This window comes from Ruegeria sp. AG1, assembly GCF_056541705.1.
In genome coordinates, this window is sequence record NZ_JBQFYU010000006.1 from 155,275 (window position 1) to 181,401 (window position 26,127).

21 protein-coding genes are annotated in these 26,127 nt (G+C 57.0%); 12 read left to right on the top strand and 9 right to left on the bottom strand.

The features are described 5' to 3' along the window. Positions 1-33: 33 nt before the first annotated feature. Both dapE and rnr read left to right on the top strand, forming a co-directional pair. The gene (gene dapE, locus ACR0B5_RS10920) at positions 34-1,173 is read left to right on the top strand and encodes a succinyl-diaminopimelate desuccinylase (RefSeq protein ID WP_480540327.1); all 1,140 of its coding nucleotides are present in this window, start codon (positions 34-36) and stop codon (positions 1,171-1,173) included. Positions 1,174-1,235: 62 nt separating this feature from the next. Beyond that, complete coding sequence (gene rnr, locus ACR0B5_RS10925) at positions 1,236-3,494, top strand: ribonuclease R (protein ID WP_480540329.1); 2,259 nt, start codon at positions 1,236-1,238, stop codon at positions 3,492-3,494. Here the strand turns inward: rnr and ACR0B5_RS10930 are convergent. The 4 genes from ACR0B5_RS10930 to ACR0B5_RS10945 form a co-directional block, all read right to left on the bottom strand. After that, positions 3,491-4,603: a TfuA-like protein gene (locus ACR0B5_RS10930; RefSeq protein ID WP_480540331.1), complete on the bottom strand. Its 1,113-nt coding sequence runs from the start codon at positions 4,601-4,603 to the stop codon at positions 3,491-3,493. The two genes, rnr and ACR0B5_RS10930, sit on opposite strands and share 4 nt — an antisense overlap. Next, entirely contained in the window at positions 4,600-5,808 is a 1,209-nt protein-coding gene (locus ACR0B5_RS10935) for a YcaO-like family protein (RefSeq protein ID WP_480540333.1), read from the bottom strand. Before ACR0B5_RS10935 ends, ACR0B5_RS10930 begins: the two co-directional genes overlap by 4 nt. 20 nt (positions 5,809-5,828) lie before the next feature. Beyond that, entirely contained in the window at positions 5,829-6,125 is a 297-nt protein-coding gene (locus ACR0B5_RS10940) for a hypothetical protein (protein ID WP_419739375.1), read from the bottom strand. Positions 6,126-6,227: 102 nt separating this feature from the next. Then, entirely contained in the window at positions 6,228-9,518 is a 3,291-nt protein-coding gene (locus ACR0B5_RS10945) for an adenylate/guanylate cyclase domain-containing protein (protein ID WP_480540335.1), read from the bottom strand. Positions 9,519-9,701: 183 nt separating this feature from the next. On the opposite strand from ACR0B5_RS10945, the gene ACR0B5_RS10950 reads away from it, so the two are divergent. From ACR0B5_RS10950 to ACR0B5_RS10990, 9 genes are all read left to right on the top strand, one after another. Beyond that, on the top strand, positions 9,702-10,343 hold the full coding sequence (locus ACR0B5_RS10950; RefSeq protein WP_480540337.1) for an NADPH-dependent F420 reductase: 642 nt from the start codon (positions 9,702-9,704) through the stop codon (positions 10,341-10,343). Between the two features lie 1,079 nt (positions 10,344-11,422). Further along, positions 11,423-11,983 carry a hypothetical protein gene (locus tag ACR0B5_RS10955; protein ID WP_480540339.1) on the top strand — a complete coding sequence of 187 codons (561 nt, stop codon included), beginning with the start codon at positions 11,423-11,425 and terminating at the stop codon, positions 11,981-11,983. A 652-nt stretch (positions 11,984-12,635) separates the two neighbouring features. After that, positions 12,636-13,661 (top strand): LacI family DNA-binding transcriptional regulator, encoded by a 1,026-nt coding sequence (locus tag ACR0B5_RS10960; protein ID WP_480540341.1) that lies wholly within the window; start codon positions 12,636-12,638, stop codon positions 13,659-13,661. A gap of 94 nt (positions 13,662-13,755) precedes the next feature. Then, on the top strand, positions 13,756-15,057 hold the full coding sequence (locus ACR0B5_RS10965) for an ABC transporter substrate-binding protein (RefSeq protein ID WP_170471559.1): 1,302 nt from the start codon (positions 13,756-13,758) through the stop codon (positions 15,055-15,057). A 109-nt stretch (positions 15,058-15,166) separates the two neighbouring features. After that, a complete protein-coding gene (locus ACR0B5_RS10970) occupies positions 15,167-16,033 on the top strand; it encodes a carbohydrate ABC transporter permease (RefSeq protein WP_170375757.1) in 867 nt (288 codons plus the stop codon). A 12-nt stretch (positions 16,034-16,045) separates the two neighbouring features. Next, positions 16,046-16,876: a carbohydrate ABC transporter permease gene (locus ACR0B5_RS10975; RefSeq protein ID WP_480540343.1), complete on the top strand. Its 831-nt coding sequence runs from the start codon at positions 16,046-16,048 to the stop codon at positions 16,874-16,876. Between the two features lie 12 nt (positions 16,877-16,888). Continuing rightward, a complete protein-coding gene (locus ACR0B5_RS10980; protein WP_480540345.1) occupies positions 16,889-17,893 on the top strand; it encodes an ABC transporter ATP-binding protein in 1,005 nt (334 codons plus the stop codon). Next, a complete protein-coding gene (locus ACR0B5_RS10985) occupies positions 17,890-18,663 on the top strand; it encodes an L-iditol 2-dehydrogenase (protein ID WP_480540347.1) in 774 nt (257 codons plus the stop codon). Before ACR0B5_RS10980 ends, ACR0B5_RS10985 begins: the two co-directional genes overlap by 4 nt. Then, positions 18,663-20,159, top strand: a complete 1,497-nt coding sequence (locus tag ACR0B5_RS10990) for a mannitol dehydrogenase family protein (RefSeq protein ID WP_480540349.1) — start codon at positions 18,663-18,665, stop codon at positions 20,157-20,159. The genes ACR0B5_RS10985 and ACR0B5_RS10990 overlap by 1 nt, the downstream gene beginning before the upstream one ends. 75 nt (positions 20,160-20,234) lie before the next feature. Here the strand turns inward: ACR0B5_RS10990 and ACR0B5_RS10995 are convergent, their stop codons facing one another. The 5 genes from ACR0B5_RS10995 to ACR0B5_RS11015 form a co-directional block, all read right to left on the bottom strand. Continuing rightward, complete coding sequence (locus ACR0B5_RS10995; protein WP_480540351.1) at positions 20,235-21,728, bottom strand: cryptochrome/photolyase family protein; 1,494 nt, start codon at positions 21,726-21,728, stop codon at positions 20,235-20,237. 27 nt (positions 21,729-21,755) lie between these two features. Continuing rightward, positions 21,756-22,991, bottom strand: a complete 1,236-nt coding sequence (locus ACR0B5_RS11000; protein ID WP_480540353.1) for an FAD-binding domain-containing protein — start codon at positions 22,989-22,991, stop codon at positions 21,756-21,758. After that, entirely contained in the window at positions 22,988-23,119 is a 132-nt protein-coding gene (locus ACR0B5_RS11005; protein WP_170552600.1) for a DUF2256 domain-containing protein, read from the bottom strand. The genes ACR0B5_RS11000 and ACR0B5_RS11005 overlap by 4 nt, the downstream gene beginning before the upstream one ends. Before the next feature lie 2 nt (positions 23,120-23,121). Next, positions 23,122-24,660, bottom strand: a complete 1,539-nt coding sequence (locus tag ACR0B5_RS11010; protein ID WP_480540355.1) for a cryptochrome/deoxyribodipyrimidine photo-lyase family protein — start codon at positions 24,658-24,660, stop codon at positions 23,122-23,124. Positions 24,661-25,021: 361 nt separating this feature from the next. Beyond that, positions 25,022-25,441, bottom strand: a complete 420-nt coding sequence (locus ACR0B5_RS11015; protein WP_480540357.1) for a hypothetical protein — start codon at positions 25,439-25,441, stop codon at positions 25,022-25,024. Positions 25,442-25,743: 302 nt separating this feature from the next. On the opposite strand from ACR0B5_RS11015, the gene ACR0B5_RS11020 reads away from it, so the two are divergent. Beyond that, positions 25,744-25,932 carry a hypothetical protein gene (locus ACR0B5_RS11020; RefSeq protein WP_170375770.1) on the top strand — a complete coding sequence of 63 codons (189 nt, stop codon included), beginning with the start codon at positions 25,744-25,746 and terminating at the stop codon, positions 25,930-25,932. The last annotated feature ends 195 nt before the right edge of the window (positions 25,933-26,127 follow it).

The following is a 26,127-nucleotide window of genomic DNA, read 5'->3' on the forward strand; positions in this document are numbered from 1 at the left end:
AACCTGAACGAAAACCCAATCCCGAGGCCCGAAATGACGGACGCAGTTCAATTGACAGCGGATTTTATCCGTTGCCCATCGGTCACACCCGTTGAAGGGGGGGCTTTGGTCTTGCTGGAAAATCTGCTGTCAGATGCGGGGTTTGACTGCACGCGGGTGGATCGCGGCGGCATCTGCAACCTGTTCGCCCGTTGGGGGACCAAAGGGCACCCGCGCAGTTTTGGTTTCAACGGCCACACCGACGTTGTTCCGGTAGGCGATGAGGCCGCATGGACCAAGCCCCCCTTCGGGGCCGAGGTGCATGACGGCGTTATGTTCGGACGCGGCACAACCGATATGAAATCCGGAGTTGCGGCCTTTGCTGCCGCCGCAATTGATTTCGTGCGCGATACCCCACCCGATGGGGCCATCATCCTGACCATTACCGGGGATGAGGAAGGCGACGCGCTGGACGGCACGACGGCCCTCCTTGACTATATGGATCAATCGGATGAGCGGATGTCGGTCTGTCTGGTGGGCGAGCCGACCTGTCCCAACCATATGGGCGAAATGATCAAGATCGGTCGTCGCGGCTCAATGACTGCGTGGTTCACGGTGACCGGGGTGCAGGGACATTCGGCCTATCCCCATCGGGCGAAGAACCCTTTGCCGGCGATGGCGCGGCTGATGCATCGGCTCGCCAGTCACGAGTTGGATCAGGGCAGCGATCACTTCGATGCCTCTACGCTGGCCGTTGTGACAATCGACACCGGCAATGCCGCGACCAACGTGATCCCGGCGCAATGCTGTGGCGCGGTGAATATCCGCTTTAACGACCTGCATTCCGGGGCTGCCCTTAGCGATTGGTTGCTGCAGGAGGCCGATCAGGTGGCGCAACATTTCGGCGTCGAGGTTGAGACCCGGATCAAGATCTCGGGCGAAAGCTTTCTGACCCCTCCGGGGGCGCTGTCCGATCTGGTGTCTAGCGCCGTCAAAGCCGAGACCGGCATTACGCCCGAGCTATCGACCACGGGCGGAACGTCCGACGCGCGGTTTGTCAAGAACCACTGCCCAGTAGTCGAGTTCGGGTTGGTCGGACGGACCATGCATCAGGTGGACGAATGCGTCGAGGTGGCTCAGATCGAGCAACTCAAGGCGATCTACACCCGCATCCTGAAAGACTACTTCGCCTGACAGGCTCAGCGGGCTGCGATTTTAGTCATGACGCCGTCGCACCACCGTGCTAGGCCAAACCCATGACTCGCATCCCCACCAAGCAAGAGGTCCTGGATTGGATCTCGGCGAACCCCACCCTGACCTCGAAACGCGATATCGCCAAGGCCTTTGGCATCAAGGGCGCGGATCGGATTGATCTGAAACGCATCCTCAAAGAGCTTGAGGCCGAAGGGCATCTGGAAAAGCGCAAGCGCAGCTATCGCGACCCGGATCGTCTGCCCCCGGTCAGTGTGCTGCAGGTGAAGGCCCCAAATGAGGATGGCGACCTGTTCGCGCGGCCTCTGGAGTGGCATGGCGAAGGGGTTGAGCCGGTCGTGCTGCTGATCACCCGAGCCAGCGACCCTGCGTTGGGCGAAGGTGACCGGATTCTGGCCCGTCTGACCGTGGTGCAGGAAGAAGACCACAATTACGAGGCCCGCCTGATCCGCCGTATCGGGACCAACCCGCGCAAGATCGTAGGTCTGTTCCGCAAAGGGGCCGAGGGTGGGCGGATCGTGCCTATCGACAAGGCCAGCCAGACCGAATGGCAAGTGCCCGAAGGCGCGGTGCATGGGGCCAAAGATGGTGAGCTGGTTGAGGCCGAACGGGCCGGACCCAAATCCCGCATGGGCCTGCCCCGCGCCCGCATTGTCGAACGTCTGGGCGACCCCTCCGCGCCCAAGGCCGTGTCGCTGATCGCGATCCATCAGCACGGCATCCCGGACGATTTCCCCGACAAGGTCATCGCCGAGGCGGACAAGGCCAAACCCGTTGGCCTGAAAGGCCGCGAAGATCTGCGCGACATGCCGCTGCTGACCATCGACCCCTCGGATGCGCGCGACCATGATGACGCCTGTTATGCCCATGCCGATGACGACCCCAAGAACCCCGGTGGTCATGTGATCTGGGTGGCGATTGCCGACGTTGCGGCTTATGTGCAGCCCGGCACTGCGCTGGACCGCGAGGCACGCAAACGCGGCAACTCCAGCTATTTCCCGGATCGCGTCGTGCCGATGCTGCCGGATCGCCTGTCCGGTGATCTGTGTTCCCTGCACGAAGGCGTCCCGCGGGCCTGCATCGCTGTGCGGATGCAAATCGACGCCGAAGGCAACAAGATCGGCCATCGCTTTTTGCGCGGTTTGATGCGCTCGGCAGCGTCTCTGTACTATGCTGAGGTGCAGGAGGCCATCGACGGCACCCCCAACGACCGCACCGGACCGCTGTTGGAGACGGTTTTGAAACCGCTCTACGCCGCCTATGCCGCGCTGAAAACCGCGCGCGCAGCGCGGCAACCGTTGGAACTGGACCTACCGGAACGCAAGATCGTTCTGTCCGAGACTGGAGAGGTGACCAGCGTCGCCTTCCGCGACCGTTTGGATGCGCATAAGCTGATCGAGGAATTCATGATCCTCGCCAATGTCGCCGCGGCTGAAACGCTGATTGCGAAACGTCGCCCCTTGCTGTTCCGCGTCCACGAAGAACCCGCGCCTGAAAAGCTGGAGAGCTTGCGTGAAACGGCCCAAGCCGCTGGCCTGAACCTTGCCAAGGGGCAGGTTCTGCAAACCCGTCACCTGAACGCCCTACTGAATGCGGCTGCGGGTACCGAGGATGCGGAACTGATCAACCTGACGACCCTGCGGTCGATGGCGCAGGCCTATTACAACCCCGAAAACTTCGGTCATTTCGGGCTGGCGCTGCGAAACTATGCGCATTTCACCTCGCCCATCCGGCGCTATGCTGACCTGATTGTCCACCGCGCGCTGATCTCGGGCCATGGTTGGGGTGATGACGGTCTGACCGAGGACGAAATCATGCGGCTGGACGAAACCGCGACGCATATCTCGGACACCGAGCGGCGCTCGATGATGGCCGAGCGCGACACGACTGACCGCTACCTGGCGGCCTATCTCAGCGAACGTGTGGGTAATGAATTCACGGGCCGGATCAGCGGCATCGCGCGCTTCGGGGCCTTCGTGAAGATGGACGAAACCGGCGCGGATGGGCTGGTGCCCGTCCGCTCACTGGGGCGCGAATTCTTCCATTTCGACCGCGAAGCGGGAACCCTCATGGGCTCGGATACCGGTCTGATCATAGCGATTGGTCAGCGTGTGACCGTGCGCTTGACAGAGGCGACGCCGGTTACGGGCGGCTTGGAGTTGGAGCTGCTCTCCATCGACGATCAGGCCCTGCCCCGAGGACGCGGGCCGAAGGGACGCGCAACCAGACGCAAGTCGGTCAGCACCAAGCGCAAGAAGGACAAGATCAAGCGTAAGGTCGAGCGGAAACGGCGTCAGCGCTAGCCTTTGTCCGCAGGTTGTGACGGCCCCTGTGCAAAGACAAGCAAGTCTCGCATGCGGTCGTTCAGGTGGGGTTCAATCTGTTGCCGCGCCCGGGTGATCCGCGCGCTTTCCTCCAACTTGCGCGACAGGGCGTCGATATCCACGCCGTTTCGACCCAGCCAGTGCTGCAGCGCCTGCTGATCAAGCAGGCCGTGCTGCTGCCGAAACTCTGATACTGCACGCACAAGGTCTTCGCCCGGAACGGGTTGCCCGGAGCGCTGGTCCAGCGCAAGAGCCAACGCGTCGATCTCAGCGGCAAGGCGCAGCGCGTCGAACCGATCACCGGAGGCGGTCTTGCATCGTATTAGAACCTCGGGATCGTTAATTGGGTTGTAAGACAGCACACCCGTCAGAAGGGTTTCGAACGCGTCCGTATGCCGGAACTCGAACGCTGGAGCGACGGTTAGCGTGTCGTTCTGCCAGTCGCTCTCGGCACGCAGCAAACAGGCCTGAGCATCCCGGTTTTTCTGATCAATTCGACCCTCAGGGAGCCATAGCTTCAGGCGTTCTGCGGCGGCCGGGTCCAAAGCTGCACAGTCTTCCAGGAGGCTGTCAAAGCTGCGATCAGGATAGAACCTGCGACGGGCGGCTGCGACAAGGGCATCCGCCAACTGCCGCTCAACAACCTGCGCGGCGACAGCGGCTTCTAGAGTCCAGCGGATGTTCACCAGTGGCTCGGAAAGATTGTTAAAACCAACCTCTTCAGGCGCATGGATCAGGGCGACCTCATCGTCCGCCTCAAGCCGGAATTGGGCGAACGCTTCAAAGATCTCACCGACCCCGATCATGCCAAAACTGCCAAGCTCACACGCGCGCAGAGCACCGATCGAGGCGGCACCATAGACGGGGATGCCTTCGGACAAGGCCCACAGGATTTCCTTGTGGTAGACGGCAGGCAAGGCCTCGAAATAGCCATCCAGCAGGATGATGGCACGCGGGCGAGCAAGCGCTGCCTTCAGCAGATCGCCCTGCGCCGCAGGCCCAAGACGCCGGATCGGCAACCGGTCTTCCACGTCACACCGGCGCGGCAGGGAAGGACCGGCAAAGAGGACGATGTCACCTTGGCTCATGACACCTTCCGCGCGCGCGCTCCGGGGCGGTATCCGGGCGCGTAGGATGTACCTTCAAGCCCCGGCGCAATGACCCGCATGACCGTTGCGGGCAGGTCGGGAACCGAAAGATCAACGGCAACCGGCACCTCAAGCCCGGCCCGTTCTAGCGCGGCCAGCATGCAGTCAAGGCTATCACGAGGGGAGCGGACCTGATGAAACGGCACTCGATCGAACCGGTGTGGCGTGTCCGCCTCAACGATCTCGGCGCGCTGCGACCAGAGCGTTTCCGCATTACGCCGTGCTTCATAATAGTCGCGCGTGCGATCATCCCGCGCGCCTGAGATGAGGGTCAGCCGACTTTGCGCCGCTTCGGTCAGGGCACGAGACAAGGCGATGCCCCGCGCAGGGTGGCACCCTGCCCCCGAGGCCGCCTGCAAGCCACGTCTCGTGTCATCCTGACGGTCGATGATTGTTGCAAAGAATGCGGGAATTCCAAGGTCCGAGGTCACGTCCCAGATCGCGCAAGCCACGCCTGAGGCGTCGAACCTGTCAAGAAGCGCTTTGCAAGTCGGGTCTGTGACGGAGTGCAGATCGACCCGGCAGGACGCCATGTTGCTTGGGTTGAGCTTCCACAAAGTCACCGCATCACGCTCCAGCGTTTCGGCCAGAGCCTGACAGGTAGCCTCATCAACGCTGCTGCCCGAGGCGAGGCCGGTCGACGACATCAGAAAACACCCCAACCCGGGCTGCAGGGGCAGCGTGTAATCCATATGGACCAGCTCGTAAGGAACCCAGGCCGAATGATCATCTGAGAGCGCCTTGCCCTCGGCCCAAAGCACGGGTTTGCTGCGCGAAATGGGGTGATCTGAGATCCGGGGCAGACGCTCAAGATCAATCACTTTTTCCGTCTTCGCCAAGTCATCGGCGCTTGCCAGACGCAGGGGCAAAACCGGGGTTTCGGCGCAGCTGAGCTCGACCGCCTCCATCAAGGCCGAAACCTTTGCATCCGCGACGGTCGCGCCTTTGCCTTGCGTCACGGCCAGAGACCGCGCATTCGGACGATGCGCGGCGTAGACGGGAATGCCGATGCAATCCAGGCCGGTCAGTTCAGCCAGCCGGGTGACGCCAAGACGCTTCATATGGGGCAAGACACGGTCCAGAACCTGTACGGACGGAACCGCGTGGGCAGGCGCTCGGTGTTGGTATTCCCCCTCCTGCCCCATGTCTGTCAGCGGGGCTGATCCTAGCTGCGTGTGAATTTGTGCCTCTGTTTCAGCCCGTCGATATTGACCAGATAGCAGGTGCCTTCGGGCTCGAACTTGTCAGGCGGCAGGAAGTCTTTGGGCGGGATGGTGGCAAGGTTCACACCACATTCCAGAAGCTCTCGGACCAAGGCCCAGCCCTTGTCGTTCTGGTACTTCTCAGGATCAACCTGATAGGCTTTGTTGTCCCAGACCTCACGCGGGATATGCAGCACTGTGCCATCATCGCTTGCAATAATCAGGTCGTGTCTAAAGTTCTCAATATCGCTTTCGGACATTATGTCTCCTCCACTCAATACAGGCACGTTCACTACAGCAAATCGAACCCGGTGCCGCAAGCTTTCCCTCGGGCTGGGGCAGTCTTGGGCAAATGGGCCGTGTTAGAGGAACCCAGAATAGCGTGCAGCGTCGATCAACGCGGCAATGCGTCTTTTGATCAGGGGCACGTCATCCGTACCAGTCAGGGTGGCGATATCTGCCACGACATTGCGCAGCGTCTCGGGCAGGTTCTGCTGGCTACTGTTCAGAAGGCGCGCGCATAGCTTTGGCACCTCGGAAAGGTCTTTCTGCGTCTGACTGGATGCGATCAAAGGCAACAGCGCAGACCATTCAAACGGATAAGCGATCGAGGTCTTCTCGAACTGAACCATCGCGTCGCGGGCCAGCTTGCACGCTGTGCTGTCTGCGCTGCGCTGCCAAGCCTCCCACGACAGGTTGGCGGTTGCCAATGCGATGTATTCATGCATTTGGAGTTCCCGCGCCAGCGCAATGCTTTCGTGAGACAGGTGCGTGGCCTCTGATGGGTTGTGCATGCGCCGGTAGACGAGGGACAGATAAGTCATGCAGCGCAACTCGATCTTGCGGTGACCGGATTGGCGCGCGGCCTCCAGACCAGCGCTCATCGCCTCCTGTGCCTGAGGCAGGCGGATGCAGTGCAGATTGACAAACCCAAGGATAAACATGGCCGAGGCAACTATGGCGAGGTTACCAGTTTCCTCAGCCGCAGACACATAGTTCGATGCGGTTTCAATCGTGTCCTCGGTCGGATCATAACGCGACATTCTTAAGTCACGCAGTACCAGTTGATCGAAATACTCGGCGCGTTGTTCGGCGGTCATGCTGCCCACATCCTGCGCCAGTCCAGCCGCCAGTTGAGACATCGCTTCGCCGTCCCCACTCCAGTAGTGAACGTTTAGCGTATTAAGCTGGATGTCGATCCACTCCCGCAGCAGCTCGGCGTCGTCCCGCCACGCGGTTTGATCCAGCGCGGCCTCGGCGGCGGCAAGTTCGGCCAGTGATCCCGCGCGATCCTGTTGCAAGGCATTGCCGGTCAGACGGTGTAACCGAGCAGTTTTCCGCGGGTTGTCTTGAACCAACCCTACGGCCTCACGATAAGCCGCAACCGCGCCGTCAAGGTCGTGAACCAAGGTCAAGACGGTGCCAAGCTGTTCCAGCAGATCGGCACGTTCCGGCAGTGTGCCGGGGTGTAACCCGTCCGAAAGGGTGACCTGTTCCAGATGGTTCAACGCGGATTTGAAATAGGCCGTGGCCTCTGTATTCGCGTAGCGCGAACTTGCCTGCTCCGCCGCTTGCTGGAAGCACCGTGTTGCTTCCGCATGGTTGCCGGACAAACCCCAATGGCTGCCCAGAACATGGGCGGGCGTGATTTTGCGAAACCGCGCACCAAGTACAGCCGCAATACGCGCATGCACCATTGCACGCACGGATCGCAGCATGGTCTCATACGCTGCATCGCGCATCAGGGCGTGACGGAATGAGTATCTGCGAGCCGCAGCCGGGGCGGGAACAATAATCTGCGCCGATACCAACGTGTTTAAATGAGCCGACAGCGCATGATCGGATTCATCAATCACGGCAGACAGAACGTCGAAGGAAAAATCCCGACCAATGGCCGCAGCCGTCTGCAGTATCCGGCGGGATTCGGGGTGACGATCAAGGCGGGCGACCAACAACTCGTTCAGCGTGGTCGGTACCGCCGTCTCATCAATCGAGGTGCCGCCCCCATCGGTTCGGTCAAAGACCCCGGTTTCAATGAACGACTTGGAAAGCTCCTCGGCAAAAAGCGGCACCCCGTCGGACCGATCCGCGATCAATTCCAGCACCGGCATCGGCACCGGTTTCAGATCGTAGACATGTGCCGCAATCTCGCCGATTTCCTCGTTGGACAGCCGGGTCAGTTCGATGCGGGTATTGACCTCCCACGCGGTTTGAAACGCGGGCCTGCAGGTCAGCAGCACCATGACCTGCTCATCTTTGAACGTCTCAAGCAGCCGTCCCAATAGCTCTTTGGTGGTCGGGTCGATCCAGTGAAGGTCCTCGAAGACAACCAGCACTTTCTTGTCGCGCACATACCATTCGAACAGAGCGATCAGCGCCTGAAACGTCATCTCTTTCCGGCCCAGCGCATCAAGAGGCAGCGTGGTGTCGCGCCCGTGTTCGCGAAACTGCATCAAGGCATCCGCCAACGAAGCTGTCTTGCCCGGATCCAGGGTTGTAGCCGAAAAAATCTGTTCCAGCCGCTGGGCTGTGTCCCCGGCCGAAAGCTGCCCCCCACCCAAAACCATAGACCAGATTTGGTTCAATACCGGATACAGGGCGTCATTGGTATGAAAAGGCGAGCATTGAAATCGCAGAACGTCGCCCTCAGCCTCAAGCACATGCGATACGAACTCTTCCACCAGTCGGGACTTGCCAATCCCCGGCTCACCAGAAATGAGCGTCGAGCGAGGAACGCCCTGCTCGACGCGTTCCCACGCGCTATCCAATTGGGCCAGCTCAACCTTGCGGTTGATGATCGGCAGCTTTTCTTTTGACCGACGCTTGAAATCGGGGGTGGGGCCGTCCGTTGCGCCTTCGACGCGCCAGATACGCACCTCGCCGCGGAAGCCTTTCAATTTGTGATTTCCCAGATCGGTCAGATCGAATTTGCCTTCGACAATCTTCTTTGTTTCATCCGAGATCGCCAAGGTGCCCGGTTTTGCCATCAACTGAATTCGCGCGGCCAGGTTGGGCGCGCGCCCGACGGCCTGATCCTCTTCGATATATGAGTTGCGGATCAGATCCCCGACAACAACATTGCCCGTCGCGATGCCAATACGGCAATTTAGCTTAACCCCATGCGGCCGCCCAAGAAAATGCATCGAATCGGCGATGCTTAGCCCCGATCGGATCGCCCGTTCGGCGTCATGATCATAGGCCTGCGGCCAGCCGAAATAGGCCAGAACGCCATCGCCCAGATATTGCGCGACAAAGCCGCCGTATTCCTCGACGATCTCGGTCACGGCGCTTTTGTAGCTGGTCAACAGGGTCGAAAGCTCTTCTGCATCCAGTTGTTCGGACAGTTGGGTCGAGCCGACAAGATCCGTGAACACCACTGACAGCTGCCGTCGCTGTTGCGGCGCGACCGAGTGGCTACGATCCGCCTTTTCCGCAAAAGGACCGTTTGCCAGGTCCGATGCCTGCCCGCTGCGCAGCAAGGCAATCGCGTTCAATAGCTGACGGCGATGGCCAACCGATGCGATCCCCATATCCCTGAGGTCTTCTGCAGTGATCGTCGGCAACAGGCTGCCGTCCACATCATGATCATGAAACGCCGAGATGTAGCGCTCCATTCCAAGCGCGCGCAGCCAATCGTCGAGATCAATTGCCATCGTGTTGTTTCACCGTCCACCCTACCAACGGGCACATAAGAAGCAGTTGGAAGACATTCCCCGACACCAACCGCCTGCCCAAAACGCTGCAATCTGAAAGAGAGAGCAAAAAAACAATTATCATCATGATACCGATTCCACTATCCTCGGAATCGCAACATTATCAAGGGGAAGAACGTCGTCGTGCCCAACTCAAGAAATTTGCTTATCGTCGGAACCGGCAATGTCGCCAACGCGCTTGCGCGCCGGTTTTCTGCAACGGATCACGTGGTTCATATCGGCTCGCGGGATGCCGGACGGGGGGCCGAGGCCGCGGACCGACATGGTATTGAAGGCGGCCTTGCAGCCGATCTGGTTCAACACGCCGAGGTTGTGTTCATCGCCGTGCCCTTCACGGCGCTGGACGACACGTTGGAGGCTCTGGGATCGCTGGAAGGCAAGGTGGTGGTCGACTGCACCAACCCTCTGACCGATGACTACATGGCTCTGACCCTGGGGCATACCACATCCGCAGGTGAAGTCTGCCAAGCGAAACTGCCGGGTGTTACGGTCGTCAAAGCCTTCAACGCGATCTTTGCTGATGTCGTTGACTCGGATCCGACCTATGGCGGCATCCGCCCTCAGGTCTTCCTTGCCGGGGATGACGCAGGGGCAAAAGAAACGGTGGCCGAGCTGGTTCGCGCCATCAACTATGACCCGGTCGATAGCGGGGCCATGCTGAGCGCACGGTATCTGGAACCTCTGGCCGAGTTGATCATTCAGATGGCCTATGTTCAGGGCGAAGGCACGCGGATCACGCCTGTCATCCTGCGCTCAGACGCATAAAAAAGCTTGAATACCCGGAGAAGCAGGCAGGCTCGGACGCTCTGCTTGCTTCGAAGGCCCATTGCAAATAGCGGCCTCCGCCGCATGTATGGGCCGGAGCTTCGGATCGCCGTTCCTTAGACTCCGACGTGGTCGCCTGTTGGGCTGTGTCACCCGCCATACAGTTCTTCCCAGATCTTCCCAGATTCGTGAAGCTCTTTCGATCTGTAGGAATACATGCTTTTGGAGATACCGTCGCGGCAGCACAGGGCAACAATGCTCATCATTCCACAGAGTCCGGTCAAAACACTCGTGATCTTCTCATCAACCGAATACTGCTTGATTGTGTTTGACACCTTTGACCAGCTCGTCAGCCGCATCTCTTGGTGAGAGATTTTCAAAGACATATCAGAACAGTCCCTCACGCAATATTGAGCCATAACGGCAGGTGTTCCTTACCCAGGAATATACGGTGGAGCCTTCTGGACAGTCGTTAGCTATGCGGACGAAGCTGCCATTTTCGGGCTGTTCAATTTTGTAGGTACGGTCGACGCTATTGGCGATGGTTCTGCCCAACTGAAGCCTAGACGAGTATATTCTCACTTCTCATTGAGGTTGCATCGTAACTTTTGCGGTTTCCTAGCAGACTGTTCTTCTAGGAACAGGACGCCTACGGTAAGAACGGAATCTGCGACCCACAACGTGCAGAGGTAACTTGTGTGATCAAGGGCATTCCGAAGCGGACCATGATCGTCGGCTTTCTAGGTGTGACGGCGACAATCAGCGCCGGAGTTGTTTGGTTCATAATGTATGGACCGGGGTCTTGGACTGACAACATTTCCAATCGCGACCTCATTGATACGACTCCAGATGCTGGCCTGCCTAGAGAAGTGGACGGCCAATCCGCCAAACTCCTCTCGGCCTTCCACGGGCTTGACGCACTTCCACGAGTCTCAAATGTGATTTGCAGGGGGTCTGAGGGCAACACCGGAATGCCAGTGGTCTTTTCTACTGAGATAGACATCGCGACTATGCAGGCCGGAGACTTTAAAGTCACTACTCGGTCAGGCGCGTCCGGGAAAATGCACTGCGCGTCCGTGTTGCCAGCCACAGACCCTGGTGAGTTTCGCACGGTTCTTTTGATAGGGCAATTGGGACCCGCCGAAACCGACCCACCGGTTAGAGTTGACGTTATCGGGCATTTGCAGTCGATCGACGGCATGCTTGATTTTCAGGGAGCTAGTGCATCGGTAATACCCTTAGAAGACGGACCATCGATTGTTTTGGCCGAAGTCGTGGAGGACTGGACATTGGTCGGCACTTTGGGCCCGCGTCGCGTCAGGGGCAGCCTCTGCCCGACGGAAGGCGTCGTTCAGGCGATCCGAGTGACGTGGGAAGGGGGTGTGACGCTTAAGGATGGCAGCGAACCAGATGAGGCAGAACGCGATCTATACGCCATCACCGTCGCGGCACCCGATGGGACCCGTCGTGAAGTGAAGCCGCTCGCGCTCGCCAACCTAGGTGACGGGGACAACAATCATATGCTGTGCATGGACACGACAGATCGGCCTATCTCAGTGTCCTTTCCAGAAGGCGTCTTTACGGACCCGAACGATGATTTGAACCCAGCTACAAAGATTAACGTAACACCGTATCGGTAAGCATCCTGGCATGACCACTCCGCAGTCTTAGGGTATATGGATACATTGTCTCGTGCTGGTGCGTTATAAGGTACAACAGGTTTGATCGTTGGAGGTGGAATAGAAGGTCCGCTTTGGGCTGTCTGCCGAAATTCACTACGATCTTTCGCCAAGTATATCTTAAGCTCGCCGCCAATTTCATCAAAATGAAATGTCAGGCGGGGCGACTTAGGTGAAAAAGCCCTGAGTACCAATTCCTGCAAACATTCAAGCAGATCGAATGCATTTGAAACGCGTTTATCTACGATGGTAGAAAACCGACCTACGTGCCTAAAGAAAATGACTGAAACAAGGTCATTCGACCGCACTGATAGCGTGATTGGCCCTGAAAGCTGGTTCAACGCATCAAGCGTCGCCTTCCACGAAAGGTTTGGGTGCTGCTCTGACCAGCCGGGGTGTTGCGAAGACGTTGTAATTCCCATTGAGGACGTCGCGAAAATTCGATCAAGCAAGCTTGACCGCTGATGTCCTGGTATCAATCCCGAGATACATTCAAACCCGGCGCCTGCAGAAATACACGGAACTTGACTGGCTATTGATCTTTTTAGCGCGCGCAAAGAATATGTAAAAGTAAGATAAGATCAAAGCGGCTGTGATCCGCAGGCAGACTGGCATGACCAAAATCAAGAATATGGAAGAGTTCGCGGCGCTCAGCGGAATCTCGCGGCCCACTGTGTCCAAATACTTCCACGATCCCGATAGCGTTCGCCCAACGACAAGGGCGCGTATCGAAGAAGCGCTGGAGCGGTTTGACTATCGCCCGAACATCTATGCGGTGAACCAGAACCGTAAACTGACCAAGAATATCGGCATTGTCGTGCCCTATCTGGCTGATCCGTTCTTTGCTGAAATCGCTCGGTATCTTGAACAAAGCTGTATTGCAGCGGGGTATCGTCCGTTCCTTTTCAGCGCTCACGGTGAACAGAAACTGGAAAACGAAATCCTGGACGGTTTGCAATCTTTGAAACCTGCGGGCGTGTTGTTGGCGCCTTTGGGGCGTATCTCTGACAAGTCAGCGATCGAGAAATTCTGTGCCAGTGTGCCGACGGTTCTGTTCGACAGTAACCTTGACGGTTTGGGCGCGGCGTTTATCGGGTCCGACAACTTCAGCTTTGTGTCTCAGACCGTGGAATACATGACCCGCACTGGCGAGCCACCCTCGTTCTTCGAAATGCGGACACCTGCAAACCCCAATGCCAACAAGCGGCGGAAGGCCTATGTCGAGGTGATGGAGCGCCTGGGTTTTGAACCGCATGTGATCAAAATCGAAGGCGCTGGCTGGGCCTTTGAGGAGATTGGTCGACAGGGTGCGCTCAAGGTTTTGGATGAACGCAAGTTACGCACGGACTCGGTTTTGTGCAGCAATGACCGATTGGCAATCGGCTTTCTGGCGGCGTGTTTTGAGCAGGGGATTCGCGTCGGGCGGAAAGCCGACTGTACTCTGCGGGTGGCCTCGAACGACGATCATCCCTTTGCAAAATTCACATGCCCCTCACTGACAACCGCGGCGCATGACTACGACAATGTGGCGGCCCGAAGTGTCGAAACGCTTTTCGAACTCATTGAAAACGGTGGGAAATTTGAGAATCGGACAGAAACCCTCTTCCCGGCCCGATTGGTTCTCAGGGAATCCGCATAACGTCAAAAATTAACGCGCGTAAAGTTTTTATTGACGCCGCGACAAATCTTGAACTACCCTCTCTACACGACATCCAAGCTCAGGGAGGACAGGGATGTATCTGAAACACGCACTTCGTGCGGCGACTGCTTTGACGTTCGTCGCGACGGCCGCGGCCCACGCACAATCCATCACGATCGCCACCGTAAACAACGGCGACATGATCCGGATGCAGGGCTACACCGACAAATTCACCGAAGCGACCGGCATTGACGTCGAGTGGGTGACGCTGGAAGAAAACGTACTGCGCCAGCGCGTGACCACTGACATCACCACCAAAGGTGGTCAGTTCGACATCATGACCATTGGTATGTACGAGACCCCGATTTGGGGCGCAAATGGCTGGCTGGTTCCGCTTGACGGACTTTCCGAAGAGTACGACGTCGGTGACATTTTGCCGGCGATGTCGGGCGGTCTAAGCCATGACGGAACGCTGTATGCGGCGCCGTTCTACGGCGAAAGCTCGATGATCATGTACCGCACTGACCTGATGGAAAAGGCGGGCATGGAAATGCCCGAGGCGCCTAGCTGGCAATTCATCAAAGAAGCAGCGGCGGCGATGACCGACAGAGACGCCGACATCAACGGCATCTGCCTACGTGGCAAAGCCGGTTGGGGTGAAGGCGGCGCGTTCATCACGGCGATGTCTAACTCCTTCGGCGCGCGCTGGTTCGACGAAGATTGGAAGCCCCAGTTCGATCAGCCCGAATGGTCTGACACGCTGAACTTCTACGTTGAAATGATGACGGAATCCGGTCCGGCAGGCTATGCTACCAACGGGTTTAATGAGAACCTGTCATTGTTCCAGCAAGGCAAGTGCGGCATGTGGATCGACGCCACTGTTGCGGCGTCATTCGTGACCAACCCGGACGACTCGACCGTCGCGGACAGCGTTGGTTTTGCGCTGGCACCCGACACCGGATTGGGCAAACGCTCCAATTGGCTTTGGGCTTGGGCACTGGCCATTCCGGCCGGTACACAGCAAGAAGACGCAGCCAAGCAGTTCATCGAATGGGCAACGTCTAAAGACTATATTGAGCTAGTTGCTGAAAACGAAGGTTGGGCAAATGTACCGCCGGGCGCGCGCTCCTCTTTGTATGAGAACCCGGAATACCAGAAGGTTCCGTTTGCCAAGATGACGCTGGACTCGATCCTGTCCGCTGATCCAAACAACCCAACGGTCAAACCTGTCCCATATGTTGGCATCCAGTTCGCTGCGATCCCAGAGTTCGCGGGTATTGCGACACAGGTCAGCCAAGAGTTCTCGGCAGTCTACGCCGGACAGCAAACGGTTGAGGAAGCACTTGCCAAAGCGCAGGCCTTCACCGCCGAAGAAATGGAAGCCGCAGGGTACTGAGGCATCCTCCCACGCGGGCGGGCAGAAGAGCTGCCCCCCCGCTCACCCCTTCCACAACCCACATTTTTCTCGCAGGCTAAGCTACGCCTGAACAGAGAGGGTTTGCGTAATGGCTACTCAACATTCCCGATCCGTCGCGCGCCTGATGATGGCACCCGCAGTGGTCCTGCTGCTTGGCTGGATGCTCGTGCCCCTGACGATGACGCTGTATTTTTCCTTCAAGAAATATCTGCCCCTGCGCGGTGGCGATCTGGGCTGGGTCGGCTTCGACAACTACGTCCGGTTCGTATCGTCCAGCTCCTTCTGGCCCGCGGTTCAGGCGACGCTTGTGATCGTCGGAGGGGTTCTGGTCATCACCGTTATTCTGGGTATCCTGCTGGCGATGCTTCTGGACCAACCGATGTGGGGCCAAGGGGTTGTCCGCATTCTCGTGATCGCACCCTTCTTCGTCATGCCCACCGTGTCCGCCTTGGTCTGGAAGAACATGTTCATGGACCCGGTCAACGGCCTGCTGGCCCATCTTTGGCGCTTTTTCGGGGCCGAGCCGATCTCATGGCTGTCCGAGGCGTCTATGACCTCAATCATCATGATCGTCTCATGGCAGTGGTTGCCTTTTGCGACCCTCATCTTGCTGACCGCAATCCAGTCGCTGGACAGTGAGCAGTTGGAAGCCGCCGAGATGGACGGCGCGCCGGTCCTGAAGCGGTTCTACCACATCATCCTGCCGCATCTGAGCCGCGCGATCACCATCGTGATCCTGATCCAGACAATCTTCCTTTTGTCGATCTTCGCCGAGATCTTCGTGACCACCGGCGGCGCATTCGGCACCCGTACACTCACCTACCTGATCTTCCAGCGTGTGCTGGAAAGCCAGAATGTTGGCCTCGGATCAGCCGGAGGTGTCTACGCAATCATCTTAGCCAACATCGTTGCCATCTTCCTGATGCGCATCGTCGGCAAGAACCTGGACGCGTGAGGAGGTAAGACCATGGCCCGCGCTGTCACAACCCGCCGCAAATCGCAGAATACCGCCCTCGCCTGGGCCGTTGGTTTGCTGATCTTTTTCCCGATACTCTGGACCATCCTGACCAGCTTCAAGACCGAGGCGCAGGCAATCGCCAGCCCACCGTTGTTCCTGAACTTCAACTGGACGCTGGAAAACTACGCCATCGTGCAGGAACGGTCCGACTATATGCGGTTCCTATGGAATTCGGTCATCATAGCCGGGGGCTCGACCATTCTGGGCGTCATCATCGCCGTCCCCGCCGCATGGGCGATGGCCTTCGTTCCGTCCAAGCGCACCAAGGACATTCTGCTTTGGATGCTGTCGACCAAGATGTTGCCTGCGGTCGGCGTTCTCTACCCAATCTACCTGCTGTTCATTCGGTTGGGCCTGCTGGATACGCGCGGAGGGCTGGTCGTCGTCCTGATGCTCATCAACCTGCCGATCATCGTCTGGATGCTGTACACCTATTTCCGCGAAATTCCGGGTGAAATTCTGGAAGCTGCACGGATGGACGGGGCGACATTGAAAGAAGAAATTCTCTACGTCCTGACGCCAATGGCCATCCCCGGTATCGCCTCGACCGTTTTGTTGAACTTCATCCTGGCGTGGAACGAGGCGTTCTGGACCCTCAACCTAACCGCTGTCGACGCTGCTCCGCTAACGGCGTTCATCGCCAGCTATTCCAGCCCAGAAGGTCTGTTCTTTGCCAAGCTCAGCGCGGCCTCGACCATGGCGATTGCGCCAATCCTAATCCTTGGCTGGTTCAGCCAGAAACAACTTGTCCGCGGCCTGACCTTCGGCGCTGTGAAATAAGGAACACGACACATGGGACGTATTCAACTCAAGTCCGTGACCAAAAGCTTCGGCGACGTGCAGGTCATTCCACCGCTTGACCTGACCATTGAAGATGGCGAGTTCACTGTCTTCGTCGGCCCCTCGGGCTGCGGTAAGTCCACCCTGTTGCGTCTTATCGCGGGGTTGGAGGATATCACCTCGGGCTCCATCGACATTGACGGGGCGGACGCCACCGATGTGCCACCCGCCAAACGAGGGCTGGCGATGGTTTTCCAGTCCTATGCGCTCTACCCCCATATGACCGTGCGCAAGAACATCGCCTTTCCCCTGCGGATGGCGAAACTGGATCAGGCCGAGATTGACAAGCGGGTCGAAGGTGCCGCCGGCGTTCTAAACCTGACCGACTATCTGGACCGCCGCCCCGGCCAGCTGTCCGGCGGCCAACGCCAGCGGGTCGCCATTGGGCGCGCTATCGTGCGCGAACCGGCAGCGTTCCTGTTTGATGAGCCGCTGTCAAACCTCGACGCGGCACTACGCGTTGGCATGCGGTTAGAGATCAGCGAGCTGCACGAACGCCTGGCGACCACTATGATCTACGTGACCCACGATCAGGTCGAAGCCATGACCATGGCTGACAAGATCGTCGTCCTTCAGGCCGGAGTGATCGAACAGGTCGGCAGCCCGCTGGAGCTGTATCGCACACCTCGAAACCTGTTTGTCGCGGGCTTCATCGGCTCCCCCAAGATGAACTTCATCGAGGGTGAAGAGGCCGCGAAACATGGCGCGAAAACCATCGGCATCCGCCCGGAACATATTACTGTTTCGGAAACTGAAGGCGAATGGTCCGGGGTTGTCAGCGTATCGGAGCATTTGGGTTCAGACACCTTCTTCCACGTCCACGATACCGGACTGGCCGAGACGATTACGGTTCGCGCCGATGGCGAGGTTGGGTTCCGCCACGGGGATCGTATTCACCTGACGCCACGGGCCGACGTCATCCACCGCTTCGATGAAAAAGGACTGCGGATCGAATGACCCGTCTGAATGGCAAAATCGCTCTGATCACCGGTGGCGCGCGCGGCATCGGGCTGGCCTTTGCCAAATCCTATGTCGCGGAAGGCGCACGCATTGCCATCGCGGACATCGACATCGAACGCGCACAACAGTCGGCAGCCGATATCGGCGCCTCCGCCATGGCCGTCGAAATGGACGTGACGAACCAACAGAGTATCGACGGCGCCATTGCCCACACGGCATCGCATTTCGGCCCGATCGACATCCTGATCAACAACGCCGCGATCTTCACCGCCGCCCCGATTGTCGAAATTGAGCGCGCCGACTACGAGCGCGTTTTTGATATCAACGTCGCTGGTGCCTTGTTCACCATGCAGGCCGTCGCGCGCCATATGATCGCGCATGGCACCAAAGGACGGATCATCAATATGGCGTCGCAAGCTGGGCGGCGCGGTGAGCCACTGGTCGCCGTGTATTGCGCCAGCAAGGCTGCGATCATCTCTCTCACCCAATCTGCGGGCCTGAACCTGATCGCGCACGGGATCAACGTGAACGCGATCGCGCCAGGTGTGGTGGACGGCGAACACTGGGACGGCGTCGATGCGTTCTTTGCCAAACACGAAGGTAAACTGCCGGGACAGAAGAAACGCGAAGTGGCCGCTGCCGTTCCCTATGGCCGCATGGGCCGGGCCGAAGACTTGACAGGCATGGCAGTGTTTCTCGCCTCGGACGAGGCAAAATACATCGTTGCACAAACCTACAATGTCGACGGTGGAAATTGGATGAGCTGATGAACCCAGTGGCACACTCAAACCCTCTGATCCAGCTGCGGCAAGACAGGCTTGCAGACCTCCCAGCGACTGTCGGCACCCCTAACTATAAGCGTTCGGAGCTGACGCCGGGCATTGTTCATATCGGTCTTGGAAATTTCCACCGCGCCCACCAGGCGTGGTACATTCATCAGCTCTTGCAGCAGGGCCAAGCCTACGATTGGGGCATTATCGGAGCCGGAGTGCGCAGCTACGACGCTGAGATGCGTGAGAGGCTGTTGGCGCAGGATTGCCTGACCACGTTGATCGAGTTGGATCCACAAGGAATATCGGCAGAGGTCATAGGCCCGATGATCGACTATCTGCCGATTGAGGCAGGTAACGCAGCACTCATCCGCCGGATGGCTGATCCGTCTATCCGAATTGTGTCCCTGACTGTAACCGAGGGCGGCTATTTTCTGGATGCCAACACCGGCGTGTTCAACTTGGATCATGAAGACATAAGGTACGACGCGAAGAACCCGCATGAGCCACGCACAGTATTCGGTGCGATGGTCGAGGCATACAGGCAAAGGCGTGAGAATGGTTTGGAACCGTTTACCGCGCTGAGCTGCGACAATCTTCAGGGCAACGGCGCAATACTAAAAACCTGCATTGTTAGTTTGGCACGTTTGGTCGACGCGGAACTGGCCGACTGGATCGCCCAAGAGGGCGCATTCCCGAACTCGATGGTGGATTGCATCGTACCCGCGACGACCGAGCAAGTCGTTTCTCAATGCAGGGCGCTTGGAATTGACGATCGCGCTCCGGTCTCGCATGAGAATTTTCGGCAATGGGTCGTCGAGGATGACTTCTGTGCCGGACGGCCGCCCCTCGAACAGGCTGGGGTCACGATGACCCACGATGTTCACGGATATGAAATGATGAAGCTGCGCATCCTGAACGGAGGTCATCAGCTGCTTGCCAATATTGGGGAAATTCTGAACGTACCGACGATTTCAGACTGCATGCAGGATCCGGACATCGTAGCGTTTTTCAAGAAGGTTCAGACAGAAGAGATCTTGCCCTATGTCGAAGCTGTTCCAGGCACCACGGCAACTGAGTATCTTGGTTTGGTTGAAAAACGCTTCGCAAACAGCACCATCCGCGACACAACACGTCGCGTGGCATTTGATGGGTCTTCACGGCATCCGGGGTTCTTGCTGCCGTCGTTGCGCGATGCCCTTGCCTCAGGCCGTTCTCTGACTGGACTTGCTCTGGCCGAAGCGTTCTGGTGCCGGATGTGCGCGGGCGTTCGCGAAGATGGCTCGGAAATTGCGCCAAACGACCCCCAATGGGAGCATTTGCAAAACACTGCTCGGGCCTCCAAGGCCGACCCAAAAATGTGGATCGAGCAACGCCAGTATTATGGTGAGCTAGCTGGCAACACGAGGTTTGCAGAAGCGTTTTCCGGTTGGCTGACCGCAATCTGGCAAGTTGGTTGCCGGGCAGCGGTAACCGACTACGCCACCTCATAGGCAAAGCGACACTAGTCGTGCCGCGCAATGGGCGTAAACTTCCCTAACGCTCATTGAGCGGAACCGTAGTTGCACTCAGTTCAAATTGGCCAGAAAGGAGTTGGCCTTTTTCAGATGCTTCTCTTTTGCTTCCAGCGGCATCCTATCGCCTGTGCGACACATCATGGCCCAACGCGGATTTTTTGAAAGCGTGTCTCTATGCTTGAAAATGAAGCGCCAATACAAGCCGTCCCAAATCTCGGCCCATTCACCTTTGCCCCAATGACTCATCTTCCGAATGTAATTTGATCCGGAAAAATAAGGCTTGGTCGTGATCAACCCGCCATCCGCGTTTTGACTCATTGCATAAACATTTGGAACCATGACCCAATCGTAGCTATCCACGAACATTTCCATGAACCACAGGTACACGTCGTCTGGTTTGATTTCACACAAGAACATAAACCCGCCGAGCACCATCAACCTTTCGATGTGGTGACAGTAGCCGGTCTGCAGTATCCGCCTGATCGTATCGTCAATCGGGTCTATCCCAGTTGTGCCGTCATAGAAGGAGGAAGGCATTGGTCGGTTGTGACGCCAATGATTGGTTGTGCGCATACGCACGCCCAAGTCCTCATAGGTCGCGCGCATGAACTCTCTCCACCCTATGATCTGGCGGATAAACCCCTCAACAGAGTTGAGTGGCGTATTCCTACGCTGGGCATGGTCCAGAGTCGCGTCAATGACTTGCTGTGGCGTGATCAAGCCAATGTTCAATGCAGGTGTGAGGACAGCATGCCAAAGCCAGCTTTCGCCTTCAACAATCGCATCCTCAAAGTCACCAAACTGGTCGAAACGCCGTTCCAAAAACTGGTGCAGCCACGCCAGTGCAGCAGCGTGCGAAGTTGGATAATAAAGGGTATCGAGATCTCCTCGCGCGTCGGGAAATTCAGACAGAACATTGTCTTTCGCCGCTTGGTCCACACTGTCGTGCTGCGGCCAGTCGATCCAAGGCAAGCTTTGTAGCAGGGCTTTTGGAACCTTTTTGCGATTGTCTTCGTCGAAACTCCACTGGCCGCCCAAGGGCTGATCGTTCTCAAGCAAGATGTTCAATCGGCGTCGCTGGCTTTTGTAATATTCCGCCATGAACCAACGTTTTCGGCCGGCAGACCATGCCTGATTGCTGGCACGTGTGTTTAGAAAGCCGGGCGAAGGCAGGAATTCAATCGCAATTCCTGTTGCTTGCGATGCCTCACTTATACGCTTTTCAACAACTGAATCGACGGGATCAGCCATCACGACCCGAGAAATCTGATCCAGAGAAAGCCGTTCGAACAAATGCAGGCAAGCTTTGGTAGAGCGCTCATACTCAAAGAGGTCCACATGAAAGCCCTTGATCTCGAGCTCTTGGCGATACCTGGCCATGCTCGCCCTATGGAGCCAGAGCTTCTGCTTGTGCATTTTGGCGGGATACTGCGGGTCTCCGAAGAACAACGGATCTTCAAACAAGATCACCTTTTGCAGCGGCATCTCAAATGCGGGGTGTTCTGCAAAAATTTGATTTGGAAGCACAATTGCGGCGTATGTCACGGCGTTTTCCCGGTTTTGTTTAAACGGCTAGCAAGTCAGATTAAGGGCCTGCATTATGGACGGGATCTTCTTCTTGAAGCCAAAGAACCCTGCCCTAGCGTGCGGCCATGCGTGCGCATCGTAAGGGCGCCAGATACGATGCAGATGAATACCAGCCTCGTTCAGCTTTGGTTCGGCACGGTCCAAGCACACCCGTGTCGGACCGATAGGACAATAGGGAGTGACGATCGTATCAACATTGTTTGTTTGGGCAGCCCTGATCAGGGGCTCGGACCAATCGTCCTTGACTTGTCCAATCTCTCCGAACGGCGAGAGTGCGCTATTCATTGCTTGTTTGACAAAAGCAGACGGCAAGTCACCGACCGGACCCGGCGAACGACCATCTGTGGCCAGCAGGCCGACCACGCCTGCGGGACGCACTGATGTGATATCTGCTGCGGCAATGTCTTCCTCTGTCACCAGCAGCAGGTACGGCTTTGAGAAGGGTTTTTCTGACTGTGGGCGGATTTTGATGCGCGGATGATTTGTTGCTTCAACCAGCGGCTCGGCGACGTTGGCCAATCCTTGGGGTTGAAACCGTCCATCGGTGTATTTCGCGATAATGTCGGCGCGCGCGAGATAGGTTTTTCCCTTTGTATGGAGACCCGCCACCCAACGCCAACTTAGGGTATTTGATGCCGGATCGCCGTCGACGAGGTGACGCATGAAAACATCTGCGCCCAGTTCCCAGGGAAGTCTAAGCGTGAAAATCCAAATTGAGGCCACCCACATTCTCACGTGGTTATGAAGATACCCCGTCGCGTTTAACTCGCTCATCCAATGATCAAAACACTCGATACCAGTACGGCCTGACACAGCATCCCGATACGCCTCATTCAATGCTGTATCGTTTTCCAAACACTTCAATTGCGCCACCAAGTTTTTTTGATAGCTAAACCAAATACTTGGCCGTTGCTCCAACCATCCTTTGAAATACGTGCGCCAAAACACTTCGTGAATGAACTTGTCTGCGCCCTTTTCACCATGTGCAGACAGAACGCGTGACAGAACCTCTTCCTCAGTTAGCAAACGGTGTCGTATCCAGGGCGAGAGAGTGGATACGTTGCCGCGCCGATCGGGGCCAAAGTCATAGTTTCGACTTTGCGCATAGTCGCGTCCAGCGCGGGGCACGAATTGCTCCAAACGCCTCAGGCCTGCGGCGCGCGTAGGTTCGAACCGCAACTGTTCAAAAGCTCTATCCACCACACGAAATTCCAATGTCATGCGGCTGCCTTGCAGCGCTTCGAGCAGTATTTGACGTCATCCCAGACCTTCTCCCATTTCTTGCGCCACACGAAGGGACGTTGGCAGACTGGACAGATCTTTTGCGGTAAATCCGCCTTCTTGCGCATCTTCACGTGACGTCTCCGAACGGTAGGTCAAGTTGAGCCGCATTCCGGGGTGTTCTGGTTTTTCTTTTACGAGAGCGTTCAGCCTTTCGGCTTGCATGTTTGGTGGCGATTGCGTGCGCTCGATCGCGAAATTCCGGCCCGCGCCTCACTGCCCACATCTTTTCACGCGCAGCCTTTGCCGCCGCCAGATGGTCAAAGACGCGCACCGGGTATTTTCGGTCAAGAACCGCGCCTGCGTTGGCCGCGTTCCATGGATCATGCAGATGTGCATCCGGTATCTCTGCCAGTTCTGGCACCCACCGACGAATGAATATGCCGTTCGGATCCTGATCCCGGCCTTGTTTTACGGGGTTGTAAATACGGATGGTGTTGATGCCGGTTGTGCCAGATTGCATCTGGACCTGACTCCAATGGATACCGGGCTCATAGTCGGTGAACATCCTGGCCAGATGCAGGCCCGGCGCACGCCAATGGAGCCACAAATGATAGCTCGAAACTGCCATCACCATTGCCCGCATGCGGAAATTCAACCAACCCGTCGCGCGAAGAGATCGCATGCAGGCGTCCAAGAAAGGATACCCTGTCTCACCTGTTGACCAAGCTTGTAGAAGCGCCGCATCCGGTTCCTTGGGGCGCAAGCCATCATAAAGCGGGTGAAGGTTCTCGAACTCTATTTGCGGTTCGTCCTCCAGCTTTTGAATGAAATGACAATGCCAGTGCAAACGCGCTGAAAAGGATCGAATCGATTTCTGCCACTTGCCTGCACCTGCGGGAAGCGTGCGCCGGGCATTTTCCGTCTGTTGTGCAATTTCGCGAACAGAGATCGCGCCCCATGCAATATAGGGAGACAGCCGCGAACATGCTGTTGCGCCACTCAAGGGGCTGGACATTGCACGTTGGTAGTCAATGCTCCTGTTGTTCAAAAAGCTGTTCAAAAGCCCCAGCCCGACTTGACGCCCACCTTTCTGCCGACCCGAACATACGGCCCCTGCAAGGCCAAGATCTTTGCTGCTTGGGAGCGCGCCAAGCTCAATGGACAAAGGCGCCAGCTGCGGTGCCTTTTGTGTTGGTCGCGACATCTGCGAGTCCCAATGGTTCGCCCAGCCGTCTCGTGACTTCAGTCGGCGGATAACACCGTGGTTCTGAATCTCATGCCAAGGGACACCTGCGTCGCGACACCAAGCCGCGACATTTCTATCCCTGCTATAGGTCCAATCGTTGCCCGTCTCCTCGTGAGACCATAAGGCCTCCAGAAAACCTTGTTTTTTCAGTTCCGCAAGTGTCTCAATCACTGTTCCGATACGAACGACCAGTGGCTGTCCCAACTGAGCAGTTGCCTCCCGCAATTCCGCAAGTGTCTCAGAAACAAAGCCCCATTGCCGTTCTGAGGCATCAGGCTGCAGCCACAGTTCAGGTTCAACAACATACAGCGGCAACACGGGGCCAACCCTGGCCGCATGTGCCAAGGCCGCATGATCCAAAACACGGAGATCTCGCTTGAACCAGACGACTTGCAAATCCGTACACCTCACCCAAGCCATTCTTTGAGTGATTACGCGTCATGGAATGCAACGGATCAGAAAAAGTGCTGATTTTGCAGAATGATCGCGACGTCTTTGCCTGCATGTCGGCGACTGTAGGTAGTGTCCGTTACTGCGCTTTTCCTCGGTTTAGTTGCTGGCGATAAAGTGCAACAAATCGCTCACTACCATACATCGAAGGACGGCTTAGTCCGCGTCCGCAACCTAACTTACTCCACAATCTTGCGGTTGTAACGAATATCAGTTTTGGCGGGTCACCTTGCAGTGATTGAGGTTGTTGACCTACGGCAGAAAAAGGCCACACGAAGCGGCCTACGGATCAGCCAATTCTCGCCAGTTTTCTTTGTCCGCCAAATGGCAGTCAGTTGAGAATATCCGCTATTGCGCCGATCAGGTTCAGAACTTCGTTAGTTCGTCGATCTACCTCGTAGACATAGTTTCCGGCCCGCACGTAGTATCCGTTTCTTTTCAGACCATATCTGTAGGGATCGTTGATGCGCACATAGCCATCGTAGAGGTAGTCCCCAGCTCGGTATCGTTTGACTTGTCCGGGGGGGACGCACGGAACTGCTTTTTTGGCCAAGCCCGGTGGGCAATGTCCTGCTTTTGATTTCACGAGAACAGGCTGCATAGCATTGTGCGACCCAACAGTCTTTCTAAGATCAAGAGACTGGACGTCAAAACTCGCACTCGCAACCGGCCCGGTTTGCATTACGAACACCGTCGCTGTGATTGCTAGAGCCGTTTTCATCCTTTTGCCTCCTTTAACTGCGTCTTCCATTTATGATCCCCGTCGGGATTTGGCCAATGCAATAGGCGGAGACTGGCTTACCGCTGAAGTCTCCCACTATGACGCGATGGTTCGTTGGCACGACAGCCTCAGCTAACGACCTTTCAAACCGTCAAGTTGGAATGAGGTAATTGAAGAGGCGCACGACCGGACAAATCGTTTGTTCTTATTTCGTAAACAACATTAACCGAACGTGAACAGTGTATTCGCAGTGGGTTCAAACAACTTTAGGCATACTGACTAAGTTGGATCGAACGAGACATATATCGTTTGACGAAAACAAGGGGAACAAAATGGTCAAGCCTGCCTTTATGACTGAAGATCGCAGCACTGAAATTGCGATGCGGACCTCTAGCGAATCTGCTGAAGAGCGCCTGCAAACCACGATGAATTCGAGCAATAGTCGCTTCCCTCCTATTGAAAACGCACTGACAGAGATCATAAAAAACAAGCGGCTATCCGAGGCTCACCAGAACGTCTGAAGACAAATCAGCTGACCCCCCGACAATTCTCGATTATCGTCCTAAACATCGGAATTGTAAAATAAATCCCGCCCCAAATTTGGGCGGGATTTTCTTGTTGCGCATCGCAATCATCAAGAGTTTGCGCCTAGCAGGCCGACTAGGTCGACCTGCCAACTTGGTATCCGAAAGGCTTGCCGGCGCTCCAGCTTCCAG